The sequence below is a fragment of the Streptomyces chilikensis genome (genome assembly GCF_001642695.1).
Lineage (GTDB): Bacteria > Actinomycetota > Actinomycetes > Streptomycetales > Streptomycetaceae > Streptomyces > Streptomyces chilikensis.
In genome coordinates this window covers 2216955-2222439 of sequence record NZ_LWCC02000005.1, presented here as the reverse complement: position 1 = coordinate 2222439, position 5485 = coordinate 2216955, and the positions used below count along the sequence as shown (strand labels likewise).

General features: G+C 77.4%; 3 protein-coding genes. 1 reads left to right on the top strand and 2 read right to left on the bottom strand.

Features of this window, described 5'->3' with window-relative positions; genetic code table 11:
- Positions 1-147: 147 nt before the first annotated feature.
- On the bottom strand, positions 148-1572 hold the full coding sequence (locus A2U95_RS09980) for an NsdA family TPR-like regulatory protein (protein ID WP_166021803.1): 1425 nt from the start codon (positions 1570-1572) through the stop codon (positions 148-150).
- Positions 1573-2219: 647 nt separating this feature from the next.
- Here A2U95_RS09980 and A2U95_RS09975 point away from each other — a divergent pair.
- Positions 2220-4346: an asparagine synthase-related protein gene (locus tag A2U95_RS09975; protein ID WP_166021802.1), complete on the top strand. Its 2127-nt coding sequence runs from the start codon at positions 2220-2222 to the stop codon at positions 4344-4346.
- 244 nt (positions 4347-4590) lie between these two features.
- Here the strand turns inward: A2U95_RS09975 and A2U95_RS32600 are convergent.
- Positions 4591-5485 (bottom strand): NPCBM/NEW2 domain-containing protein (locus A2U95_RS32600; RefSeq protein WP_240957267.1); only part of this gene is annotated, 895 nt, incomplete at its 5' end.

Genomic DNA, 5485 nt, shown 5'->3' with positions numbered 1-5485 from the left:
GCGGGCCCGCGCTGCTGTGGCGAGCGGTCCGCGCCGCCGGGCGCAGGCCCCGCTGCCGTGCCCGGCCCGCGCCGCCCGCGCTCGGCCCGGACCCCGCGGGGACCAGGACCAGGGGCCCGGGGCCGCGGGGACCAGGGACCGCCGGGATCAGGCCGGGGTGCCCAGGAGAGGACGGGCCCGCTCGCGTAACTCGACCACCCTCGGCTCGTCGCCGTACGGCTCGAGCCGGGTCAGCAGGTCCTTGACGTACTCGGTCGTGCGGGCGGAGGAGATGCGGCCGGCGACCTCCACCGCCCGCACCCCCTGCTCGCACGCCGCGTCGAGGTTCCCGGACTCGAGTTCCGCCACCGCCGAGACCACCAGCCGCAGCCCGTGCGAGCGGACGAACTCCTCCGTGGGCTTGGACAGCGCCTGCTCGGTGAACCTCCGCACCTGCCCGGGCGCCTTCAGGTCCCGGTAGCACTCGGCCGCGTCCGCGCAGAACCGGTCGTAGCCGTAGAAGCCCAGCCAGCTCGGGTCGTTGTCGCCCTCGCGGGAACGCTCCAGCCAGCTCTCGGACGCCTTGAGCGCCGCCCCGGCCGCCGCCGCGTCGCCCGCCCGGGCGTGGGCACGGGCCTCGACCAGGCGGAAGAAGCTCATGGTGCGGGCCGTCGCCAGGCCCCGGTTGCGCTCCACCGCGGCCTGCGCGAGGTCCACGCCCTCGTCGCCGAAGCCGCGGTAGGTCGCCTGGAGGGACATGGACGCCAGGACGTAGCCGCCCAGCGGCACGTCCGCCGCCGCCCGGGCCAGCCGCAGCGCCTGGATGTAGTAGCGCTGGGCGGCCTCCTGCTGGCCGGTGTCGAAGGCCATCCAGCCCGCCAGCCGGGTCAGCTCGGCGCTCGCCCCGAAGAGGGCGCGCCCGACGTCGTCGGAGTAGGAGCCGAGCAGCAGCGGCGCCGCCTCGACCCGCAGGCACTCGGGGACCATCGAGGACCGCCAGTCCCCGCCGCCGTACTTGGAGTCCCAGCGCCGCGCGTCCTCCGCCGCCTCGCGCAGCTTGCGGACGTCGCTGTGCCCGACCTTGAGCGGCGCCCCGGATCCCTCCGCGGCCCCGGCCTCGCGCGCCACCGAGGTGTCGGCCGGGGATATCAGCCAGCGCGACGCGGGGGTGGCGTAGGCGGACACGGCGAAGGAGCCCGCGAGGGACTGCCAGATGCCGCCGGAACCCGCCCGGCGGCCGGCCAGGTCGAGCCGGTAGAGCTCGGTGGCCGACTTCACCGCCTGCCCCACGTCGCGCGGGAAGGCGAGACCCACCTCGGGCGTCGGGTCGGCGTCCGCCAGCCCGATCTCGTGCAGCGGAACCGGCCGGCCCAGCTTCTGGCCGATGGCCGCGGCGATCAGGTGGGGAGCGGCGCCCTGCGGCACCATCCCCTTGGAGACCCAGCGCGCCACGGACGTCTTGTCGTAGCGGAGCGTCAGGCCGCGCTGCGCCCCCAGGTCGTTGACCCGCCGCGCCAGCCCCGCGTTGCTGATTCCCGCGAGGGCGAGAACGGCGCCGAGCTTCTCGTTCGGCCCGCGTTGCTCCCTGGACATCGGTCCCCCCTCGGCAGAGACGGCTGCCGCGGCTGGCATAAACCCGCGGCATTCGTAAACCCAGCGTAGTTCTCCGGATCCCATGCGTTAAGGGGCATAGTTCCGTATGGCGAGATTGCTGCCCGTGCGGGAGTACGGAACGTGTCGACGTGCTCCTGTTGTGTGGCCGTGCGCCCGGCTGTGCGCTCTCCATCGCCGGCGGTGCGGGCTGTTCCATGGGTGCTGCGTGGGTCGGCCCGCTGTACTGGATCCAGCGGGCTGGGGGACACCGCCGCCACATCCCCGCGGGCGGCGGACCGGTCCGGGAGGCGCAGCCCGCCTCCCGGACCGTGCGTAACTCCCGGTATGCACGGAGAGTGTGCGCGAGCCTCCTCGATCCGCACACGTACGGCGTAATTGGCCGAAAATATGCCCTGCGCCGAGAGGTCGAACCTGCGCCCTGCCAGGGAATTGAGGGCGCACCCGGTGGTTCGTGGGGGCGCGCCCGGGGGCGCATTCAAGTCGCCCTGCCGGTACGGCTCCCGCCGGGGTGGTTCGTGCGGCGCGTACGGAGGGCGCGTCGGCACGCCTCCGTGACACTCCCTTCGTGGCAGCATGGAGCACGGGTTCGCTCGTGCACTGGTTGTCCACAGCCTGTGGAGGCGTCGATGCGGTGGTTGGTGGGATGGAGCAGCGCCGCCGCAGGCCAACGGCCGCCGGGCGTCGACCTCTTCGGCGAGTACGGCGAACACGGCCTGCACGTCGACGACTTCGCGGACGACGACCCCGAGCCGGTCGGCGCCCAGCTGCTGTGGGGCGGCCCCGACCCGCTGTGGGCGGTGGGTGACTGGCGGCCCGACGAGACCCGGGTCCTGATCGCCGACCCGCGCACCCGGATCGCCGTGGTGGGCCTCTGCGGGGCCAGTGACGACCAGCTGCTCGCCGGCCTCCTCGCCGCCCGCGGCGGGGCGCTGCGCCACCTCACCGCCTGGCCCGGCAGCTACACCGTCGTCGTCCAGGTCGACCGTCGCACCACCGTCTGCGGCGACCTGGCCGGCGCCCGCCCCGTCTTCCACACCCCGTGGCGGGGCGGCACCGCCTACGCCACCGCCGCGCTGCCGCTCGCCGACCTGACCGGCGCCAACCTCGACTTCGGGCACCTGGCCGCGCTGCTCGCGGCCCCGGAGGTCCCGGCCGCGCTCCAGGACTCGACCCCCTACGAAGGGGTGCGGCGCATCCCGCCCGGCCACGCGCTGATCCTGCGCGCGGGCGCGCGGGAGGTCGCCGGGTACGAGCCGGTGGCTTCTCTGGCCGTGGCCGCACCCTCCGCCGACCCGCGCAGCGCCGTGGACGCGCTGCGCGAGGCGCTGGTGGAGGCGGTCCGCACCCGGCTGGCCGCGCCCCGGCACATGCCGGGCGCCGGCATGGACCCCGGTCCGGTGCCCGGCATGGGGCCCGCCGACCGGCGCGCGGCCCGGATGCCGGTGCCGGGCATCGGGGCCGACCTCTCCGGCGGCCCCGGCTCCGGCACGCTGGCCCTGCTCGCGGCCGGGCTTCCCGGCCGCCCCGGCACCGTGCTGGGCCACGGCGCGGGGGCGGGGGAGCGGCTGCTCGCGGTCACCTTCAACGACCTGGCGGTGCGCGGACGCGAGGCCGAGCTGGAGCGGGCGGGCTCCCTCGCGGCCGACCCCCGGCTGCGGCACGTGGTGGTGGCGGGCGGCGAGGAGGCCCTGCCCTACGCGGACCTGGACGGCCCGCTCACCGACGAGCCCGGACCCTCCCTGGTCACCGCGACCCGGCACCGCGCCCGGTTCGCGGCGGGCAGCGCCGACCACTTCACCGGGCACGGCGCCCGCCAGGTCCTGGACGCCCACCCGGCCCGCCTCGCCGATCTGCTGATGGACCGCAAGCGCCGCCACCTGGTCCGGCCCACCATGGCGCTCGCCAAGGCGGACGGCTCGGTCCTGGTCCCGGCCCGGGTGTACGGCGCCGCCCGCAAGCTGGCCCGCACCTCCTACCCGGCCGGCATGAACGATTTGGCGGAGCGGCTGCGGCACCGCCGGTTCGACGACACGACCGCCGTGGCCGGCGCGGTGGAAGCCTCGCTGGCCGCCCTCGTGTGGGCCACGCCCGGCCCCGCCGCGCGCTGGCTGACCGGGGAGGCCCTGGCCGACGTCTCCGGACGCCTGCAGGCGGCGACGCTGCGCGCCGCGGCCGTCGGCCCGGGGCAGCGCCCCGGCGACTTCCGCGCCCGTGCGGCGCTGACCCGCCACGCGGCGGACCTGCGGGTCCTGGAGCAGGCGGCGGAGCTCCGGGCGCAGCGGCTGCACGCGCCGTTCCTCGACAACCAGGTGGTGCGGGCGGGACGGGCCCTGCCGGAGACGCTGCGGGTGCGGCCGGGAGCGAGAGCGGCGATCCTGCGCTCGGTGCTCGAGGGCGCGGGCGTGGCGGATCTCCCGCCCGGGTGGGGCGCGCCCAGTCACGCCACGGCGGCCGCGGCGGACCTGGTCGGGCTGCGGTCGGCGGCGGGCGAGCTGGAGGACCTGTTCGCCTCGCCGTTCCTGGCGGAGGCGGGGCTGGTGGAGGCGCGGGTGGTGCGCCGGGCGCTGCGGGCCGGCGCGGACGGGGAGCCGCTGCCGTTGGCGGGGCTCGCGGACATCGTCTCGCTGGAGCTGTGGCTCCGGCGCCTGCTGTCCCGCCGCGGCACCTGCTGGACCGGCACCGCCCGTCGCCGCGCCGCCCCGGCCGGCCTCACGCCGCCGCGCCGCAAGGCCCTCGGCACGGCGGGCCGCTGACCCGAGCGGCCGGGACCGGCTTTCGACCGGCCGGCTTCCGGCAGGCGGGCCCCTGACCGGCCGGCTTCCGGCAGGCGGGCTCCCGACCGGTCTGCTTCCGGCAGGCCGGCTTCCGACCGGTCTGCTTCCGGCCGGCCGGCTTCCGACGGTTCGGCGAGCGACCGGGCCGCGGCTTGCGGGTGCCCTTGGGCCGCGGCACCGTCCCTCCCCGGCCGGCGCGACGACGGACGCGCGGGCGGACGGATCACGTGCAGGTGAAGCGGGACTCCGCCCAGTCCGCCGGGACGGGCACGGCGCCCTCCCGCGGCTCGACCACCAGGCGGACCGTCCTCCGCCCGGCGAGGGGGACCGACACCGGCACCGCCGGATCGCCCCCGCGGAGCGTCGCGGAGCGCCACAGGAGCACCCCGTCGGCGTGGACGGAGAACACGGCACCGCCCAGCCCCGCTCCCATGTCGTCGACGCCGGCCATCGCCCGGTACGAGACGCACGGCCGGTTGAGGTCGACGACCACGGACGACAGCCCGCCGACCGTCACCCCGTCCGGATAGGTCACCCCCGCGACCGACAGGTTCCGCCGCTGCCAGACCCAGGTGCTCTCACCGATCCGCATCTCGGGCCCGGTGCCGTCCCCGGTGATGCCGTACGGGAGGTCGCTCCACCGGTACTCGGCCGGCGTCACCGGCCCGGGAAGCGGCGGCGGCTCCTCCCCCGGCGGGGACCCGGGGTCAGGGGTGGGGGAGGGCGAAGGCCGCGGCTTGCCGGCGGGCTTCCCGGCGGGCTTGCCGGACGGCTTCGCGGGAGACGGCGACGGGGCGGGCGAGACCACGGGTTCCCCCGTGGGCCCGGCGCCCGCCGGTGCCGCCGCCTCCGTCGCGGGCGGGACCGCCGGGACCTCCTCGGGCGCGGCGGCCGGTTGCGAGACCTGCGGCGGTCCGGCCGCCGGCGGAGCCTCCCGAGGGGTGCCGCCGTTCCCGGTCAACGCGAGGGTCAGCACCGCGGCGGCCACCGTCACCGCGCCCGCGGCGATTCCCGCCTTGGCCGGGGCGCCCAGCCCTTCGCCCAGCGCTCCGGCCCCGCCCCCGGCTCCGCTGCCCGCGGTGCCACCCGCGCCGGCCCCGCCCGGGGCAGCGGCCCCC